14 protein-coding genes are annotated in these 17,021 nt (G+C 70.4%); 7 read left to right on the top strand and 7 right to left on the bottom strand.

The window, feature by feature from the left end; genetic code table 11:
* Positions 1 to 67: 67 nt before the first annotated feature.
* The gene (locus ITJ57_RS01315; protein ID WP_194668501.1) at positions 68 to 3,541 is read right to left on the bottom strand and encodes a bifunctional proline dehydrogenase/L-glutamate gamma-semialdehyde dehydrogenase; all 3,474 of its coding nucleotides are present in this window, start codon (positions 3,539 to 3,541) and stop codon (positions 68 to 70) included.
* An 88-nt stretch (positions 3,542 to 3,629) separates the two neighbouring features.
* Between ITJ57_RS01315 and ITJ57_RS01310 the strand changes: the two genes are divergently transcribed.
* A complete protein-coding gene (locus tag ITJ57_RS01310) occupies positions 3,630 to 4,523 on the top strand; it encodes a LysR family transcriptional regulator (RefSeq protein WP_194668500.1) in 894 nt (297 codons plus the stop codon).
* A gap of 121 nt (positions 4,524 to 4,644) precedes the next feature.
* Positions 4,645 to 5,514: an aldo/keto reductase gene (locus tag ITJ57_RS01305; RefSeq protein WP_194668499.1), complete on the top strand. Its 870-nt coding sequence runs from the start codon at positions 4,645 to 4,647 to the stop codon at positions 5,512 to 5,514.
* A gap of 225 nt (positions 5,515 to 5,739) precedes the next feature.
* Here ITJ57_RS01305 and ITJ57_RS01300 read toward each other — a convergent pair whose 3' ends face one another.
* Entirely contained in the window at positions 5,740 to 6,489 is a 750-nt protein-coding gene (locus ITJ57_RS01300) for an IclR family transcriptional regulator (RefSeq protein ID WP_194670239.1), read from the bottom strand.
* 196 nt (positions 6,490 to 6,685) lie between these two features.
* Between ITJ57_RS01300 and ITJ57_RS01295 the strand changes: the two genes are divergently transcribed.
* The 3 genes from ITJ57_RS01295 to ITJ57_RS01285 are packed head-to-tail and all read left to right on the top strand — an operon-like array spanning position 6,686 to position 9,278.
* A complete protein-coding gene (locus ITJ57_RS01295; protein ID WP_194668498.1) occupies positions 6,686 to 7,411 on the top strand; it encodes a CoA transferase subunit A in 726 nt (241 codons plus the stop codon).
* A 5-nt stretch (positions 7,412 to 7,416) separates the two neighbouring features.
* A complete protein-coding gene (locus ITJ57_RS01290) occupies positions 7,417 to 8,109 on the top strand; it encodes a CoA transferase subunit B (RefSeq protein WP_056780312.1) in 693 nt (230 codons plus the stop codon).
* A complete protein-coding gene (locus ITJ57_RS01285; protein WP_194668497.1) occupies positions 8,106 to 9,278 on the top strand; it encodes an acetyl-CoA C-acyltransferase in 1,173 nt (390 codons plus the stop codon). Before ITJ57_RS01290 ends, ITJ57_RS01285 begins: the two co-directional genes overlap by 4 nt.
* A gap of 27 nt (positions 9,279 to 9,305) precedes the next feature.
* On the opposite strand, the gene ITJ57_RS01280 is transcribed toward ITJ57_RS01285, so the two are convergent.
* The gene (locus ITJ57_RS01280; RefSeq protein WP_194668496.1) at positions 9,306 to 9,875 is read right to left on the bottom strand and encodes a dihydrofolate reductase family protein; all 570 of its coding nucleotides are present in this window, start codon (positions 9,873 to 9,875) and stop codon (positions 9,306 to 9,308) included.
* Between the two features lie 98 nt (positions 9,876 to 9,973).
* Positions 9,974 to 11,389 carry a glycoside hydrolase family 30 beta sandwich domain-containing protein gene (locus tag ITJ57_RS01275; RefSeq protein WP_194668495.1) on the bottom strand — a complete coding sequence of 472 codons (1,416 nt, stop codon included), beginning with the start codon at positions 11,387 to 11,389 and terminating at the stop codon, positions 9,974 to 9,976.
* 168 nt (positions 11,390 to 11,557) lie between these two features.
* Between ITJ57_RS01275 and ITJ57_RS01270 the strand changes: the two genes are divergently transcribed.
* The gene (locus tag ITJ57_RS01270; RefSeq protein ID WP_194668494.1) at positions 11,558 to 12,259 is read left to right on the top strand and encodes an NUDIX domain-containing protein; all 702 of its coding nucleotides are present in this window, start codon (positions 11,558 to 11,560) and stop codon (positions 12,257 to 12,259) included.
* Between the two features lie 221 nt (positions 12,260 to 12,480).
* On the opposite strand, the gene ITJ57_RS01265 is transcribed toward ITJ57_RS01270, so the two are convergent.
* The 3 genes from ITJ57_RS01265 to ITJ57_RS01255 are packed head-to-tail and all read right to left on the bottom strand — an operon-like array spanning position 12,481 to position 15,630.
* A complete protein-coding gene (locus ITJ57_RS01265) occupies positions 12,481 to 13,809 on the bottom strand; it encodes a M20/M25/M40 family metallo-hydrolase (protein ID WP_194668493.1) in 1,329 nt (442 codons plus the stop codon).
* Complete coding sequence (locus tag ITJ57_RS01260) at positions 13,806 to 14,606, bottom strand: carbon-nitrogen hydrolase family protein (RefSeq protein ID WP_194668492.1); 801 nt, start codon at positions 14,604 to 14,606, stop codon at positions 13,806 to 13,808. The genes ITJ57_RS01265 and ITJ57_RS01260 overlap by 4 nt, the downstream gene beginning before the upstream one ends.
* A 58-nt stretch (positions 14,607 to 14,664) precedes the next feature.
* Positions 14,665 to 15,630 carry a DMT family transporter gene (locus ITJ57_RS01255; protein WP_194668491.1) on the bottom strand — a complete coding sequence of 322 codons (966 nt, stop codon included), beginning with the start codon at positions 15,628 to 15,630 and terminating at the stop codon, positions 14,665 to 14,667.
* 71 nt (positions 15,631 to 15,701) lie between these two features.
* On the opposite strand from ITJ57_RS01255, the gene ITJ57_RS01250 reads away from it, so the two are divergent.
* Positions 15,702 to 16,766: a phosphotransferase family protein gene (locus ITJ57_RS01250; protein ID WP_194668490.1), complete on the top strand. Its 1,065-nt coding sequence runs from the start codon at positions 15,702 to 15,704 to the stop codon at positions 16,764 to 16,766.
* Positions 16,767 to 17,021 lie beyond the last annotated feature (255 nt).

Below are 17,021 nucleotides of genomic sequence, written 5' to 3'. Positions count from 1 at the left end.
GCAGAACGCCCCGGCGTGTCGAGATGACACGCCGGGGCGTTCCTGAGTTGGGGAAGCAGCGGTCGGATCAGATGAGGTCGTCCGAGAGGTGGTTCGGCGTGCCGAACCGGTGCGCCGTGATCGAGACCGCCTGCTCCTGGAGGAACGGCAGCAGCTCGATGCGGCCGGCCTCGGTGACGTCGCCCGCGTAGATCGCGACGTCGGGGCTGCCGGAGGTCGCCTGGGCGACACCCTCCGTGGTGCCACCGATGATCCGCACGCGCGCGCCGGCCTTCGTCCCGACGAGCGATGAGGCCGTCACGTACCAGCGGTCCTCGCTCTCGACCGTGATCGTGCCGGTGATCGCCTCGACCGCCGGCACGAGCTTCGGTGCCAGGGCCACAGCGGACGACACGTGCACGGTCGCACCCGCGGTCGCACCGGCGGCGACGACACGCAGCAGCTCGGCGACGGACCCGCCGTCAACCAGGCGCACATGGACCTCACGCGGCACGTATCGGAACACGTTGCGCTCAGCCGTCAGCTTCGAGACGTCCTTCGCGACCCCGAACTCCTCGGCCCACGCCGCCGTGTCACTCACGACGGACCGACGCAGGAACGCGAACTCCTCGGCGGGCAGCACCGCGTCGGCGGCACGCAACAGCGAGGCGACGACGGGCTTCGGCCCACGACGCTCCGCCGAGCGACCGACGGTGCGCTCGGCCGTGCTCTCGGCGCTCGACCACGAGCCGAGCCCGATGAGGTAGTTCGGCCCACCAGCCTTGGTTCCGGCACCGACGGCCGACTTCTTCCATCCGCCGAACGGCTGCCGCTGCACGATCGCGCCGGTGATGCCGCGGTTCACGTACAGGTTGCCGGCCTGGATGCCGTCGAGCCACAAGCGCAGCTCCGCTGGGTTGAGCGAGTGCAGACCGGCGGTGAGGCCGTAGTCGATCTCGTTCTGGATCGCGATGGCCTCCTCGAGGGTCTCGGCCGTCATGACGCCGAGGATGGGGCCGAAGTACTCGGTGAGGTGGTACTCGGAACCACGCGCGACGCCCGCACGGACGCCGGGGCTCCACAGCTTGCCCGTGTCGTCGAGCTGCTTCGGCTCGACGAGCCAGGACTCACCGGCACCGAGCGTCGTCAGGCCGCCGAGCAGCTTGCCCTTCGCGGGTTCGATGATCGGGCCCATCTGCGTGGTGGGGTCGACCGGGTAGCCGACCTTCAGCGAGGTCACCGCGTCGACGAGCTGGTGACGGAACCGGCGCGAGGAGGCGACCGAGCCGACCAGGATCACGAGCGACGCCGCCGAGCACTTCTGGCCGGCGTGACCGAAGGCCGAGGCGACGACGTCCTTCACGGCGAGGTCGAGGTCGGCGCTCGGCGTGACGATGATCGCGTTCTTGCCCGAGGTCTCCGCGAGCAGCGGCAGCTCGGGACGGAAGGAGCGGAACAGCTCCGCCGTCTCGTAGCCACCGGTGAGGATGACGCGCTCCACCGCGGGGTGAGCGATGAGGCGCTCACCGAGCGAGTTGTCGGCCAGCTGCGCGAAACGGAGGACCTCGCGCGGTACCCCGGCCTCCCACAGCGCCTCGATCATGACGGCGCCGCTGCGGCGGGCCTGGCGGGCGGGCTTGATGATGACCGGCGAACCTGCGGCGAGCGCCGCGAGGGTCGACCCGGCCGGGATGGCGACGGGGAAGTTCCACGGCGGGGTGACGACGGTGAGCTTCGCCGGGGTGAAGGTCGCGCCGTCGACGTGGTCGAGTTCGCGCGCCCGCTCGGCGTAGTAGTGGGCGAAGTCGATCGCCTCGGACACCTCGGGGTCGGACTGGTCGAGGGTCTTGCCGGTCTCTGCGGCCATGACCTCCATGAGGTCGGCGCGGCGCTGCTCGAGCACGTCGCCGGCGCGGTGCAGGATGACCGCGCGCTCCGCTCCGGAGAGCGATCCCCACGCGGCACCGGCAGCCGTCGCACCGTCGATGACGGCGTCGAGGGCCTCGGTGCTGTCGAGGATGGAGGCTGCGACGGTGTCGTTCCCGAGCCGCGAGTCGGCGACGCGGGTGAGGATGTCGCGTCCCCACACGCGGTTGGCGGGGAGCGACGGGTCGGTGTCCGGAGTGTTCTCGAACGCGTCGACCGGGGAGGGCTCCGCAGGCTTCGTGCGGTCCTGCTGGCGGTTGGGCGCGGGGACGGTGGTGTCGAGCTCGGCGAGGGAGGCGAGGAAGCGCTCCTGCTCACGGGCGAAGAGGGTCTCGTTCTCGCTCAGCTCGAACACGGCGGACATGAAGTTGTCCTGGCTCGCGCCCTCCTCCAGACGGCGGATGAGGTAGGCGATCGCGACGTCGAACTCCTGCGGGTGCACGACCGGCGTGTAGAGCAGCAGCTCGCCGACGTCGCGCTTCACGGCTTCGGCCTGGCCCTGCGCCATGCCGAGGAGCATCTCGAACTCGACCCCGCGCTCGACACCACGCTGCTTCGCGAGCAGCCAGGCGAACGCGATGTCGAACAGGTTGTGGCCGGCGACGCCGATACGCACGTTGTCGATGCGGTCGGGGTGCAGGGCGTACTCGACGACGCGCTTGTAGTTGGTGTCGGAGTCCTGCTTCGTCGACCAGGTGGCGAGCGGCCAGTCGTGGAGGGAGGCCTCGACCTGCTCCATCGGCAGGTTGGCGCCCTTGACGATGCGCACCTTGATGCCCGCGCCGCCGGCGGCCCGGCGACCGGCCGACCACTCCTGCAGCCGGATCATCGCCGACAGGGCGTCGGGCAGGTAGGCCTGGAGCACGATGCCGGCCTCGAGGTCGTGGAACTGCGGGAGGTCGAGGAGCTTCGTGAAGACCGCGATGGTGAGGTCGAGGTCCTTGTACTCCTCCATGTCGAGGTTGATGAACTTCGCAGGTGTGGCCTTGGCGGCACGCTCGAAGAGGGGCGTGAGGCTCGTGACGACGTGGTCGACGGCTTCGTCGAACGCCCACACCGAGTGGGGGCTGACCGTGGAGGACACCTTGATCGACACGTAGTCGACGTCGGGGCGCGCGAGCAGCTTGTGGGTGCCCTCGAGGCGACGCGCCGCCTCACCGGTGCCGAGGACGGCCTCGCCGAGCAGGTTGACGTTCAGCCGGGTGCCGGGGGTCTTGATCTTCGCGATCGCCGGGCCGAGCTTCTTGTCCGTCGCATCGACGACGAGGTGGCCGACCATGTTGCGGAGCACCTTGCGCGAGATGGGGATGACGACGCCCGGGAGGATGGGGGCGAACGCGCCACCGCATCGAACGGCCGCCTTGAGGTACCAGGGCAGGAACGCGGGCACCTTCGGCGCGATGGTCTGCAGCGTGCGGGCGGCGACGCGGAGGTCCTCGGGGCGGACGACGCCGTCGACGAACCCGACGGTGAACTCGAGACCGGTCGGGTCCTTCAAGACACCGGCGAGCTGCTGGGCGGAGGCGTCGGCGGGGATCGTCGAGGCGGTCTGGAGCCAGCGACGGACGAGGGTGATCGCGTCGGTTGCGAGGGCGTCGCGGTCGAGCTGCTGCGTCGATGCAAGAGTGTCGGTCATGGTGCCAGTATCAGTGGCAGGACGCATAAGATACAGCGAAGGTTTTCGAACGATACGCATCGGCTGAGCCGATGGATTGGAGTCCGCCGTGCTGGACGTCCGCCGCCTCCGACTCCTCCGCGAACTGCGGATCCGGGGCACCATCGCCGGAGTGGCCACAGCGCTCAACTTCAGCCCGTCCTCGGTGTCGCAGCAGTTGTCGGTGCTGGAACAGGAGACGGGCATCGAACTGCTCCGCAAGGTCGGTCGCCGCGTGCAGCTCACACCGCAGGCGGAGATCCTCGTCGGACACACCGACGCCCTCCTCGACACCCTCGAACGCGCCGAGGCCGACCTCGGTGCATCGCTCACGACGGTGTCGGGCACCATCCGCGTGGCCGTGTTCCAATCGGCGGCGCTCGCCCTCATGCCGGCGGCCCTCAGCTCGATGCGTCGGGACCACCCGCAGGTGCGGGTCGAGATGGTGCAGCACGAACCGGAGACGGCCCTCGCGGAGACCTGGGCGCGCGACTTCGACGTGGTCGTCGCGGAGCAGTACCCGGCGCACGCCGCCCCGCGGCACCCCGGCCTCGACCGCCGGCAGCTCGCGACGGACCCGATCCGGCTCGCCTGCCCACCGGTCGCGAACGAGATCCACCCGGTGCTGCGCATCGAGGACGCCGCCGACCTGCCCTGGGTGATGGAACCGCACGGCGCCGCGTCACGCCACTTCGCCGAACAGCTGTGCCGTCGCGCCGGTTTCGAGCCCGACGTCCGCTACCAGACCGCCGACCTGCAGGCGCAGATCCGGCTCATCGAATCGGGGAATGCCGTCGCCCTCATCCCCGACCTCCAGTGGGCCGGGCGCGAGGCGAGCTGCCGCCTCGTCGATCTGCCCGACCTCCCCGAGCGCACCATCTTCACCTCGGCGCGCGAGTCGGGCGTCGCACGGCCGGCGATCGTCGCCTTCCGCGAGGCCCTCGAGGCCGCCGCGACGAGCTGAGCCCTTCGACAGGCTCAGGGACCGGACAGGGAGCGCGGAGGAAGCGTGCACGCAAGGGGGGTGCATCTCCCAGCCTCCGGTGCTTCGCTGGACCTCCCGCATTCTCCGAAGGAGCACACGCATGACCGATACCACCGCTCGTCCCGCAACCGCCGCCGGCACCTTCGACCTGGGCGGCGACCTCACGGTCAACCGCCTCGGCTACGGCACCATGCAGCTCACCGGCGAGGGCGTCTGGGGTGAACCCGACGACCGCGACGGCGCCATCAGCCTCATCAAGCGAGCCGCCGAGCTCGGCGTGAACTTCTTCGACAGCGCCGACGCCTACGGCCCGGACGTCACCGACACCCTCCTCCGCGAGGCTCTGTACCCCTATGACGGCATCGTGATCGCCACGAAGGTCGGCCAGACGCGTCAGGGCCCCGGCGAGTGGACGCCCACCGGTGTCCCGGCGTACCTCCGCCAGCAGGTCGAGCTCGGCCTCCGCCGCCTCGCGGTCGACCGCATCGACCTGCTGCAGCTGCACCGCATCGACCCGACCGTGCCGTTCGAGGACCAGATCGGCGAACTCCGCAAACTCCAGGACGAGGGCAAGATCCGCCACATCGGGCTCAGCCAGGTGAGCGTTGCCGAGGTCGAGGCCGCCCAGCAGATCGCCCCGATCGCGTCCGTCCAGAACCTCTACAACCTCACGGACCGTTCCTCTGAGGACCTCCTCGACTGGTCGGCCGAGCACGGCGTGGCCTTCATCCCGTGGTTCCCGCTCGCCACCGGCGCCCTGAGCAAGCAGGACGGGCCGCTCACGCAGCTCGCCGAGCGCCACGACGCGACGCCCTCCCAGCTCGCGCTGGCCTGGCTGCTGAAGCGCTCGCCCGTGATGCTTCCGATCCCCGGCACCTCGAGTGTCGAGCACCTGGAGGACAACCTGCAGGGCGCGACCATCGAGCTCACCGACGACGAGTTCGAGGAGCTCTCCGCCGTCTCGGAGTAGCGCTCCACCGCCCTTCGACAGGCTCAGGGACCGACCCGGTCACCGAGCGCCGCATCGACCTGCTGCAGCTGCACCGGTCACCGAGCGCCACACCGGTCACTGAGCGCCACACCGGTCACTGAGCTTGTCGAAGTGCCCCCTTCGACAGGCTCAGTGACCGGGGGTTGCCGGCACCGCCCTTCGACACTTCGACAGGCTCAGTGCGGCGCCGCTCAGGGACCGAGGTCAGCGCAGGCGCTTCGACAGCTCGTGCGCCTGTTCGAGGAGCAGCCCGCCGAGGAACGCTTGGCGCTCAGGCCGGAACCGGGATTCGATCCCGGTGAGACTGAGCGCCCAGGCGGGCTTCCCCGCGGCGTCGAAGACCGCCGCGCCCATGCCCCAGCTGCCCTCGAGGATCAGTGCCGGGTTCACCGCGTACCCGCGCTCGCGGGTCTCCTGGATCCGCTCCCGGACCCGCTCGGCGGCGTGGGCCTCGCCCCATCGCTCGACGAGGTCGGCGCGCACGAGGTAGTCGTCGATCTCCGCATCCGTCGCGAACGCCAGGATCGCCAGCCCCGCCGAGGCCACGCCCAGCGGGAACCGGACCCCCTCCGTCAGCACGAAGGAGCGGACCGGGAAGCTGCCCTCCTCGCGCAGCAGGCACACGGTCTCGAAACCGCGACGCACCGAGAGGAACGCGCTCTCCCCGCTCTCATGGGCGAGGATGCGGACGCTCTCGCGGGCCAGCTCGGCGACGTCGTAACGTTCTGCGGCGAGCGAGCCGAGGAGGAACAGTTCGGGTCCGAGGTGCCAGCGGGCCGCCCGTGCGTCGTGGTCGAGGAACCCCTCGGCCGCGAGCGAGGCGAGCAGGCGGTGCGCCGTCGGCCTCGTGAGACCGGCGGCCGCAGCCACGGCCGAGGACGACGCCCCACCGGGGTGCTCCGACACGATCTTCAGGATGCGGCTCACGCGTGAGACGACCTGCGCGCCGCGCATCGCGTCAGCCACCTCGCACCGTCCGATTGTCCACATGGTGAGCCTACGCCGCAGTCGGGACCACGTCATGAGCGAATCCGGGATCCGGCCCGACGCCACCTTTGACAGCGCAGGACGGCTGTGACTGACTACCAGAGAGACGAACGGCCACCACCACCATGTGGGCAGGCCGGTCCGCCATCCACGAAGGAGTGACATGACGAAACGTTGGTCGAGTGCCGCCGAAGCGCTGCGCGAGGTCGTCCAGGACGGCGCCACCATCGCGGTCGGGGGGTTCGGCCTGAGCGGCAACCCGACCGACCTCATCGAAGCCCTGCGTGACACCGGCGCCACCGACCTCACGATCGTCTCCAACAACATGGGCGTCGACGGCAAGGGCCTCGGGATCCTGCTGGAGAACCGTCAGGTTCGGAAGGTGGTCGCCTCCTACGTCGGCGAGAACAAACTCTTCGCGAAGCAGTTCCTCGACGGCGAGCTGGAGGTCGAGTTCACGCCGCAGGGCACCCTCGCCGAGCGACTGCGCGCCGGCGGTGCGGGCATCGCCGGGTTCTACACGAAGACCGGTGTCGGCACCCCCGTCGCCGAGGGCAAGCCGACGGAGGTCTTCGACGGCGAGACCTACGTGCTCGAACGGGGCATCGTCGCCGACGTGGCACTCGTGCACGCCTTCCGCGCCGACCGCGAGGGCAACCTCGTGTTCCGGCACACGGCGAGGAACTTCAACCCCATCGTCGCGACCGCCGGCCGCCTGACGATCGCGGAGGCGGAGGAGGTGCTCGAGGACGGCTACCTCGACCCGAACACCGTCGTCACCCCCGGCATCTACGTCCAGCGCCTCGTGACGGCGGCCCCACGGGTGAAGGACATCGAACAGCGCACGGTGCGACCCGCCGCCGCGACGAGCGAAGCAGCGAGGAGCTGATCATCATGTGGACGAGAGACGACATGGCCGCGATCGCGGCGACGGAACTCCACGACGGCGAGTACGTGAACCTCGGCATCGGCATCCCGACGCTCGTCGCGAACCACGTCCCGCCCGGGGTGCACGTCACCCTGCAGAGCGAGAACGGCCTGCTCGGTATGGGCCCGTTCCCGATCGAGGGAGAGGAGGACGCGGACCTCATCAACGCCGGCAAGCAGACCGTCACGCTGCTCGACGGCGGCAGCTACTTCGACTCGGCGACCTCGTTCGGCATGATCCGCGGCGGCCACGTGCAGCTCGCGATCCTCGGGGCACTGCAGGTCTCGGGCGCCGGCGACCTCGCGAACTGGACCATCCCGGGCAAGCTCGTCAAGGGCATGGGCGGCGCCATGGACCTCGTCGCCGGCACACCACGGGTCGTCGTCGTGACCGAGCACGTCGCGAAGGACGGCAGCCCGAAGATCGTCGCGGCGTGCGACCTGCCACTCACCGGCGTCGGCGTCGTCGACCGGATCATCAGCGACCGTGCCGTGTTCGATATCGTCGAGGGGGCGCTCGTGCTGCGAGCGTTCGCCCCCGATACGAGCGTCGACGAACTGCGCTCGCTGACGGGCGCGGAGTTCACCGTCGAACTCGATCCCACCACCACCGGCGGCGTGCCGACCGCACCCGCCACGCCTCAGGAGGCACGAGCATGAGCACCGTCATCGTCGGGTACGCCCGCACCCCGTTCGTGAAGTTCAACGGGGCGTTCGCGTCCGTCCCCGCCACCGAGCTCGGCGCTCACGCCGTCCGTGCCGCGCTGTCCCGTGCGGGGGTCGACGCCACCGAGGTGCAGCAGGTCATCGGCGGTCAGGTCCTGCAGGGCGCCGCAGGCCAGAACCCCGCCAGGCAGTCCGCCGTCGGTGCCGACATCCCCTTCACCGTCCCCGCCATCACGGTCAACGCCGTGTGCCTCTCCGGCATGGAGGCGATCGTCACGGGCACGCGTCTCATCGACGCCGGCGAGGTCGAGGTCGTCGTCGCCCTCGGCCAGGAGTCCATGAGCCTCGCCCCGCACGCCTGGTCGGGGTCGCGCGCCGGCAAGCGGTACGGCGCCATCGAGCTCATCGACACCCTCGACCACGACGGGTTGACCGACGCCTTCGAGCACCGCTCGATGGGGTCGTCGACGGAGGAGCGCAACGGCTCGCTCGGTATCGCCCGCGGCGAGCAGGACGCGTGGGCGGCCGGGTCGCACCAGCGTTTGGCGGCCGCCGCGGACATCCAGGCCGAGGAGATCGAACCGTTCTCCGTGCCTGGTAGGAAGGGTCCGACGGTCGTGAGCGCCGACGACGGGCTCCGTGCCGACACCACCGCCGAATCGCTCGCTGGACTCCGACCGGCGTTCGGGGGCGAGGGCACCATCACCGCCGGCAACTCCTCGCAGATCACCGACGGCGCGGCTGCGATCGTGCTCATGAGCGAGGAGGCGGCCGCCGCCCGCGGGCTCACCCCGATCGCCCGGGTCGTCGCGCACGCCTTCGTCGCCGGTCCCGACGTGGGGCTGCACGCCCAGCCGTCGAACGCGATCCTCGCGGCCCTCGCGAAGACCGAGCTCACGACGGAGGACCTCGCCGCGGTCGAGATCAACGAGGCGTTCGCCGCCGTGTCGGTGCACTCCACGTCGGAGCTCGGCGTGGACCCGGCGATCGTGAACGCGAACGGCGGCGCGATCGCCCTCGGTCACCCCATCGGTGCATCCGGCACGCGGATCGTCGGCCACCTCGCCCGCCGTCTCGCGGCCGTCGGGCCCGGTGCCGTGGGTGCGGCCGGCATCTGCGGTGGTGGCGGCCAGGGCTCCGCGATCGTCCTCGAGGCTCTCTAGCCAGAGCGTGGGGTCGGCTCGGTCTCCTCAGACGGGATCGCCGGTGACCGTGTAGCGGAGGTGGACGACCCCGGCCGCGAACCGGCGCTCGTCGACGAACTCCAGACGCCGCCGGAGGTTGGCCGGCAGCGCGTGGAGGCCGCCGCCGACGATCACCGGGGTGAGGAAGAGCTGTACCTCGTCGACGAGCCCGGCGGCCATCGCCTCCGCAGCGAGGTGGGGGCCACCGACGCTGAGGTCGCGGTCCGACTCAGCCTTCCAGCGACGCACGGCCTCGGGGTCGAACGACCGCTCGATGCGGGTCCTACTCGTCGAGACCGCGTCGAGCGTCGTCGAATAGACGACCTTGTCGGCCGCCAGCCACATCGCGGCGAAGTCGGTGATCTCGACCGGTTCGTCCGGGAGCTCGTCCGCGGTCTCCCAGAACGTCATGATCTCGTACATACGACGACCGAAGAGGTAGGTGCCGATCGGTCGCGCGAGCTCGTTGACGAATGCGTGCACCTCCGCGTCGGGCGCGCTCCAGTCGAAGCGACCCTCCTCATCGGCGAGGTAACCGTCGAGCGACGTGATCGCCGAGTAGATGAGCCTGCCCATGAGTCCTCCGTCGCCGATGCCGGTACGCCAGAGGCTAGGCCGCCGTCACGATCGAGCACAAGGGTCTCCACGCCGGCCGATCCGTGTGCTCGCGTTGATCAGGCCGGCGGGATGACGAGGGTCGCGAAGGAGTCGGCCGACAGCGTCGGGGTGATGACGTCACCGCCGATGACGATCTGGACGGGCAGCGGCTCAGCGAGGTCGTTCTGCATCACGAGCACGACACCGCCGTCCGGGTTGCGGAACGCGAGCAGGTTCTCGTGCCCGGTCCAACTCATCGTCGCGAGACGCTGCGCGCCCGGCTGCAGGAAGTGCCCCAGGTGCCGCATGAGGAAGTACTCGTGCGTGTACCGGAAGGTGCCCTGCTCGGGATCGACGACGACGAGCGAGTTCTGCGCCCACCCCCACCGACTGACGCCTCCCTCGGTGAGCGCCAGGTTCCAGTAGGTGTACGCCTCCGCGCCGTGCGTGAAGAAGTGGCGCATGAGTCCCCAGCTGTACCGGGCGAACCGCCAGTCGTTGCGACCATCGCCGCACTCCTGCTCGGTCTGGTACAACGCCAACTCGGGATGGGCGTGGTGCACGGCGGCGATCGCGCCCTTGCCGGCCCATTGGAACCCGACCCCCTGCACCCACGGGCCTGCCGCGGGGTCGGCGAGCACGGACTCGATCTGCGCGTCGTGCGGGCGCTCCTCGGTGCCGAGGAACACGCGCACCCCCAGCCGGTCCATCTCCGGCCCGAGCACGGCGATGAAGCGGGCGAGTCCCTCGGCCGTCCAGACGCAGCTCGGGAACACCTGCGCCGAGTTGAACTCGTTCTGGGGCATCACCATCTCCACCCGGATGCCCTCCTCCCCGTAGGCCTCGACGAATCGGGCGAAGTAGCGGGCGTAGGCCTCGAGGTACCGGTCCTCGAGGATGAACATGTCGGTCCCCTCGGCGCCCAGCTGGTCGTCGCGGATGCCGTTGTCGACGTCGGACCCGTCCCAGGGGCGCGCGGCGGCGTAGTGACCGTTCGTCTTCATCCATGTCGGCGGGCTCCACGGCGACGCCCAGAGCCGGAGATCGCCCCGATACCGCTGTGCCGCCTGGATGAACGGGACGAGCGTCGCGCGGTCGTGGTCGATGCTGAAGTGCTCGAGCCCGAAGTCGGCGTCGACCTCGTCGTAGGAGTACCAGTCGGTGGAGAAGTCGTTGGCCCCCACGGGCATGCGGCAGAGCGAGAGGTTGAGCCCCGCACCCGGAGTGAACAGGTCCGACAGGATGCCCTCGCGGTCCCCCTCGGACAGGAGCCCGAGCGCCGTCCAGCCGAGCTCGTTGAAGCATCCGCCGATGCCGTCGACCGTCTGCTTGGGGGAGGCGGTGTCGACGATGACGTTCGGCATACCCGTCACTCGGCCGAAGTCGAGCGGCGGCTGCTCCCGCCAGGGCGCGTCCTGGGTGGTGACGACCCACGAGACCGCCCGCGCGTCCGTGACCGCGGTTCCAGGGTTGGCGGGGCTGCTGCTCGTCATCGAGTGCCTTTCGACGGGGGTCCTCCGTGGACCGCGACCGGTGCTCACCCCAGTATGTTGCAGAACCCGCGAAAACCGAAGAGTGCTCTGCATTGGCTTGCAGCGGGCGCTGCACACTCGGACTGAGCACCCGTGGAACGGCTCGCGGAACCGCCCTAGGCTCGGAACATGCCCGACTCCCCCGCGCCCCGCCCGCCGCAACCCGGAGCCGAGCTCCCCGACGCCCGCGGACGCACCGGCCTGCACCGCACCGGCCTCGACCTCACCGGCAACCCGCGGGTCCAGGTGACCGACGTCGAGCTGGTCGCCGCCGCATGGCACGTGCTCCGCCGGACCACCCTCCGAGTGCAGGATCGCTCGGGCGCCTGGTCCGTCCAGCAGCGGGAAACCTACGACCGCGGCAACGGCGCCACCATCCTGCTCTACCACGGCGACTCGCGGAAGGTCCTCGTCACCAGGCAGTTCCGGTACCCGGCGTACGTCAACGGCCACCCGACCGGCGAACTCATCGAGACCGCCGCCGGCCTCCTCGACGACGACGACCCCGAGACCGCCGTGGCCCGCGAGGCGCTGGAGGAGACCGGGTTCGCGGTCGAGGCCGTCGAGCACGTGTTCGACGCCTTCATGAGCCCGGGCTCCGTCACCGAACGACTCCACTTCTACGCCGCCGAGTACGACCCGGCCGCCCGCTCGGGTGATTGGGGTGGGCTCGCCGAGGAGGGCGAGGAGATCGAGCTGCTCGAACTCGACATCGACGACGCCATCGCACGGATCGGTGTCGACATCATCGACGCGAAGACGATCATGCTGCTGCAGTGGGCGAGGCTGACCGGCCCCTTCGCCGGGCCGGCCCCGCGCTCCGACCGCTGAGCAGCGGTGCCCCGGTCCCGGAGCGCCACCTCGCCGGTCCCAGAGCCGCACCCCGCCGGTCCCTGAGCTTGTCGAAGGGCGTCCGCCCCGCCCTTCGACAGGCTCAGGGACCGAGATGGGGACCGCCCTTCGACAGGCTCAGGGACCGGAATGGGGACCGCCCTTCGACAAGCTCAGGGACCGCGCGCTCAGGGGCCGGGACCTCGGTAGGCAGCGGGCCGTCAGGCCGAGCGGATGATGTCCGTGAGCACCGCGCAGCCGAAGTCCAGCGCGTCGAGCGGCACACGCTCGTCTACCCCGTGGAACATCCCGGGGAAGTCGAAGTCGGCGGGCAGCCGGAGCGGGATGAACCCGTACCCGATGATCCCCAGACGGCTGAGCGCCTTGGCGTCAGTGCCTCCCGGGATGAGGTGCGGCAGCACGGTCGCGCCGGGGTCGTGGCGTTCGATGGCGGCCTCGATGACGGACACGAGCTCCCCGTCGTTCGGTGACTCCATCGCGATGAGCTCCAGCTCGACCTCGATCTCGACCTCGGCACCGGCGGCCTCCCGAAGACGCGCGAGGACCTCGTCGCGTTGCCCGGGCAGGAACCGTGCGTCGACCGTCGCCGTCGCCGACTCGGGGATCACGTTCTCCTTGTAGCCGCCGGAGATCATCGTGACGTTCGCCACGTTCTGCAGGCCGGCCCGGAGCCGGGACGCACTGGGCCCGACGAGCGCGGCGAGGTCGAACGGCGACAGCTCGGGGGCGGCGCCGGTCAGTTCCCGGAGTCGCTGGAACAGGTGTGTCGTGGTCTCGGTGAAGGACACCGGCCAGTCGAGCGCGCCGATGCGTCCGACGGCGGCGGCGAGTTTCACGATCGCCGAGTCGCGGCTCGCGAGGGAGGCGTGACCGGCGGCGCCGTGTGCCGTCAACCGCAGCCACAACACGCCCTTCTCGCCGGTGTTCAGGAGGTAGGCGCGGCTGTCGGCCCGAGCTCCGAGCGCGACGCTGTACCCACCGCCTTCGCTGATCGCGTGGCCGACCCCCGCGAACTGCTCGGGGTGATGCTCGACCATCCATTGCGAGCCGAGCACGCAACCGGCCTCCTCGTCGGCGAAGAACGCGAGGACGACGTCCCGTTCTGGTTGTTCGCCGGCGGTGACCATGCGTCGCACCGCGGCGACGATCATCGCGACCATGTTCTTCATGTCGACGGCGCCTCGACCCCACAGCATGCCGTCGGCGATCTCACCGCCGAACGGGTCGACGGTCCATGCCGCCGCGTCCACGGGCACCACGTCGAGGTGTCCGTGCAGCAGCAGGCCGGGGAGGCTGCGGTCCCGGCCTGGCCAGCGGGCGATGAGGTTGGTCCGGCCCGGTTCCGCCTCGAAGCGTTCGCAGAGGATCCCGACCTCACCCAGCAGGCGTTCGACGAGGTCGGCGGCCCGGGACTCGCCGACCGCCCGGCCGCCACCGAAGTTGGAGGTGTCGATCCGAATGAGGTCGCGGGTGATCGACACGACCTCCGACAGGGCGGCAGGGTCGGCGACGCGCACGTCCGGGCTCATTCTGCGGTCCGCGGGACCACGGTGAACCGTCGGTTGGCGAGCGAGGGCACTCGCGCCCGGACGTCGTCGAGTCTGGCCGAGTCGAGCTCGGCGAAGATCACGCCGGGTGCCTCACCGGCGGACGCGATGACGACGCCCGCGGGATCGACGACGATCGAGTTGCCCGTCGCGAGCGGCCCCGTCTGGTTGGCGCTCACGACGTAGGCGGTGTTCTCGATCGCCCTGGCACGGACGAGCGTGGTCCACGTGTCCTCCTTTCCCGGGCCGACGATCCACATGGCGGGCAGGAGGATGACGTCAGCCCCCGCGTCGACCAGACGTCTGGCGCTCTCGGGGAAGCGGAGGTCGTAACAGGTGAAGGCGCCGAAGCGGAGGCCGCCCAGCTCGAGGACGAACGGCTCGGTGATCTCACCGGCGGCGATACCGTCGCTCTCGGCGTACCCGAAGGCGTCGTAGAGGTGCACCTTGCGGTACGTCGCGACGATCTCGCCCTCCGCGTCGATGGCCACGAGGGTGTTGTAGGGCAGCCCGTCGGGGTTCGCCTCGATGGTGCCGACGACGGTCGGGAGGGAGCGCGCGGCGGCTGCGGCGGCGACGCCCGTGATGAACGGCCCGTCGAGGGGCTGGGCGATCGCGGCGAGCACGCTCGGCGGCTCGGACGTCGCGTACCCGCTCATCTCCGGGAGCACGAGCAGCTCGGCTCCGCCGGCGGCGGCTTCACCGAGGAGCGCGACCACGCTGGCGAGGTTCTCGTCGGTGTCCGTTCCGGCGGAGAACTGCCCGGATGCGATGCGCATGTGAATCCTCGTTCCGTGGTGGGGACGCCGACCGGCGGGGTACGGCCGTCCAGCCACCCTATGCCGAGATCGGTGCGGGACGCCGCCTGAACCGGAGCCGGCCCTGGCTCACGAGGATGCCGAGGACGACGATCACGCCACCGACGGGTTCGTTCCAGTGGAGGACCTCGCCGAGGACGAGGATGCCGAGCACGACGCCGACGAGCGGCGTGAGGTAGGTGACGGTCGGCGCCGCGGTCGCGCCCCAGGAGTCGACGATCATCGTCATCCAGATGTACGCGACGCCGGTCCCGAGTGCGCCCAGCGCCAGCATGCTGAGGACCACTGGGGGGTCGAGCGACACGGGCTGCATCGCAATGAACGGCGAGAGGATGAGCATGATGACGGCGGCGAGGGAGATCTCCATCGCCGAGATGACGACGGCGTCGTAGCTGTGGGTGCCGAGGACGAACTTGCGCAGGTAGACGAAGGCGGTGCCGTAGCAGAGGGTCGCCCCGAGGCAGGCGAGCTGCGCGGGCACGGACTCCACGATCGCCGGGTCGCCGAGCACCCGCCAGGGCCCGACGACCATGGCGACGCCGAGCGCTCCGACGAAGATCCCGAACACTTGCAAGCCGTTGAGCCGTTCCTTGGGGAGGAACAGGGCGCCGACCGCGAGCGTCATGATGGGCGTCGTCGCGTTGAGGATGCTGGAGAGCCCGGACGGCAGGAACTGCCCCGCCCAGGAGAACAGGAGGAACGGGGCGACGCAGAGGAACACCGAGACGACCGCGAGGTGCGCCCACAGTCGTCGCTCGCGCGGCCAGCGTCGTCGGGTGACGACCATGATGATGCAGAGCGTGATGGCGCCGAGCAGCACCCTGGACAGCGCGACCTGCGACGGCGAGAGGCCGGTCAGCCCCGTCTTCATGAACAGGAAGCTGGACCCCCAGATGAGCGCGGCGCCGAGGTAGGCGAAGAGCACCCTGCGGGATCCCGGTGCGACGAGCGCGGTGACGCGGGTGGTCGGTGCTGCGGCGCTCATCGTGCTCCCTCGATTCGGACGCCTCAGCTTGGCACGAGCCGCCGACGCGCGCGTGGCGCTACCGTGGGCGGATGAGCCGTTCCCCCTCCCCCAGTTCCACGCTGGTCGCCCTCGCCGAGCACTGGGCGGCCGAGCGGCCGGCCATGCAGCCGGGCAGCCCCACCATCACGATGCTCGGGGAGGGTACGGCGAACGAGGTCGCCGCCGTGGAACTCGACGGTGGCGAGCGCGCCATCGTGAAACTCTCGCCCGCGGAGGTCGAGGGCCTCACCTACGAGCGGGAGCTCATGCACACGGAGGCACTCGCCCTCCGAATCCTGGGCCGAGCGGACGTCCCGCAACCGGAGATCGTCCTCGCAACCGACCTCGACGGCCGCGACGCCCTCATCATGACCGAGCTCACCGGCCGTCCGGCGAACAGCACCGAGACCGTCCCGCTCGCGCGCGACGTGATGGGACGGACCCTCGCCCGCCTCCACGCCGCCGGCCGCACACCGTTCCACGTGGAACCAGGCGACGACGAGGACGCCGCGCTCTCCCCCTCCACCGGGCTCGACGACGGGAACCGGTTCGGGTATCCGTTCCGCCCTGAGCTGCAGGCGCCGACGGCGGGCGAGGCGTACCGGGTCCTCCTCGACGCGGTCCTCGCGGATGCCGCGCGCTTCGAGGTGGATCTGCCGGTCGACGCCGCTCGGCTCCTCGGGCTCGTCGACGACGCACTCCCGGCCTTCGACCGCGTGACCGAAGCGACCCTCGTGCACTTCGACCTCTGGGACGGCAACCTCTTGATCATGCCCGAGCACGGCGCGGAGGCCGCCCAGCTCACCGGGGTCATCGACCACGAGCGTGCGCACTGGGCGGACCCGACCGCCGACCTCGTCTCGCTCGCCCTGTTCACCGACGTCCCCGCGACGATCGCCGACGATGCCGAGCTGCTCCGCACCTACCGGGAGGAGTCCGGCCAGGAGCTCCTCCCGGACGAGTCGGCGTGGACCCGCGCCCGCCTCTGGTCGCTGTACCTGGCGTTGATCATGGTGGTGGAGGGCGTTCCGCGCGGCTACGAGGGCGACTGGTTCGTCGAGCACGACGCCACCGTCCGCACCTGGATCGTCGACATCGCCGCCTCGCTCGCTTGATGGTCCCTGAGCTTTCCCCCTTCGGTCCCTGAGCTTGTCGAACGGCGGTCCCTGAGCTTGTCGAAGGGCGGTCCCTGAGCCTCCCCCTCGGTCCCTGAGCTTGTCGAAGGGCGGCCCCTGAGCCTCCCCCTCGGTCCCTGAGCCTGTCGAAGGGCGGCCCCTGAGCCTGTCGAACGGCGGTCCCTGAGCCTCCCCCTCGGTCCCTGAGCCTGTCGAAGGGCACGCGTGCACTTCGACAAGCTCAGTGACCGGGAC

The organism is Plantibacter sp. VKM Ac-2880 (assembly GCF_015351235.1).
In the GTDB taxonomy this organism is placed as follows: Bacteria; Actinomycetota; Actinomycetes; order Actinomycetales; family Microbacteriaceae; genus Plantibacter.
The sequence above is the reverse complement of the archived record's forward strand: the minus strand, read 5'-3'. Positions and strand labels throughout refer to the sequence as shown.